The organism is Candidatus Symbiopectobacterium sp., from assembly GCF_020054415.1.
Lineage (GTDB): Bacteria > Pseudomonadota > Gammaproteobacteria > Enterobacterales > Enterobacteriaceae > Symbiopectobacterium.
Map to the genome: position 1 here is coordinate 1 of NZ_JAHWCO010000254.1, position 1,439 is coordinate 1,439.

Genomic DNA, 1,439 nt, shown 5'->3' on the forward strand with positions numbered 1-1,439 from the left:
GATATGGGCAAACCAGTACGATCCTGATCAGCCAGTTGCCGGTGGAGCAATGGTACGGTGTGATGGAAAACCCTACGGCGGCCGATGCCTTCCTGGATCGGCTGATCCACAACGCCCACAGACTGGAGCTTAAGGGAGAATCATTAAGGAAAAATAGCCCGGTAGTGGAAAGCGCAGAAGAAACACGCTAACACGATAAAAAAAGTCAGGTTCCCGGATGATCGATACGATGCGAAAACGTGATCGACCTTAGATGCGAATCGATGATTGATCGCATGCGAATATGCAGTGACTGGGTTGCCGCGCTGCCGGTGACCAGCATGTGGGATCTGTTTTGCGGTGTCGGTGGTTTTGGATTGCACTGTGCCACGCCGGACATGCCTTTGACCGGTATTGAAATCAGCGCAGAGGCTATTGCCTGTGCGCAGCGCTCCGCCACACAGCTTGGGTTGATGCAGGTGACATTTCAGGCGCTGGACTCCACACAATTTGCCACTGGCAATGCCAGTGCGCCGGATCTGGTGATAGTAAACCCACCACGACGCGGCATAGGTTGAGAGCTGTGTGCGTATCTGAGCCAGATGGCACCTGCGTATATCCTCTACTCAAGCTGTAATGCACAGACCATGGCAAGTGATATCAGTCTGTTGCCGGGATACCGAATTATACAGGTACAACTGTTCGATATGTTCCCGCATACCGCGCACTATGAGGTGCTGACGCTATTGCGGCGTGGGTAATGCTCAGGAAAAAGAGACAAAAAAGCGCACGAGGGTGCTTGTTGACCAGACTCTGACTTATTGCGGGAACCATTTGTCGTTGATGACTTTATAGGTACCGTCTGCTTTGATGGCTTCCAGTGCGCCGTTCAATTTTGCCAGCAGTGCTTTGTCATCAGGACGAACGGCGATACCGAGAACGGTGCCGAAGTATTCCGCGTCAGCGACATGTTCGCCAACGGTTGCCAGTTCCGGGTTGTTCTTGATCCACTCATTGACCACCGCCGTATCACCGAAAACGCCGTCGATGCGTCCGTTTTTCAAATCCAGCACCGCATTTTGATAGCTTTCGTAGGAGACGGTCTGCACTTCCGGATGCTTGTCATTCATGTACTTCTGGTGCGTGGTACCGTTTTCCATCCCGATGCGCTTGCCTTTCATGGCGGCAAAATCACTGAATTTGCCCTTCTGCGCGATAACCACGGCAGAGTTGGCATAATAGGGCTGGGTAAAGGCCACTTGCTTGCTGCGCTCTGGGGTGATGTCAATCCCGGAGATCACGGCATCGTAACGACGGAATTTGGTCGTGTATTCAATATGTTGATTGCAGTGTGAAATGTCCGGTTTTGGATGTGGAATACAGTGGCTAAAGTTGATGTAAGATGCCCGTTTTGTGAACAGACATCTCCTGTGAAAAAACACGGTTATGGCAAAAGTGGC

Annotated in this window: 1 protein-coding gene and 3 pseudogenes; 3 read left to right on the forward strand and 1 reads right to left on the reverse strand. The window is 51.6% G+C overall.

Annotated elements, in window-relative coordinates; translation table 11 throughout:
• Positions 1 to 191, forward strand: a 191-nt coding sequence (locus tag QZ506_RS07400) for an ATP-binding protein (RefSeq protein WP_291970124.1), incomplete at its 5' end; no start/stop codon positions are given.
• A 3-nt stretch (positions 192 to 194) separates the two neighbouring features.
• Positions 195 to 740: pseudogene (locus QZ506_RS07405) on the forward strand (methyltransferase domain-containing protein); the annotation flags it as partial.
• A 57-nt stretch (positions 741 to 797) separates the two neighbouring features.
• Here QZ506_RS07405 and QZ506_RS07410 read toward each other — a convergent pair.
• Positions 798 to 1,301 (reverse strand): annotated as a pseudogene (locus tag QZ506_RS07410) (transporter substrate-binding domain-containing protein); the annotation flags it as partial.
• A gap of 60 nt (positions 1,302 to 1,361) precedes the next feature.
• On the opposite strand from QZ506_RS07410, the pseudogene QZ506_RS07415 reads away from it, so the two are divergent.
• Positions 1,362 to 1,439, forward strand: a pseudogene (locus QZ506_RS07415) (IS1 family transposase); the annotation flags it as partial.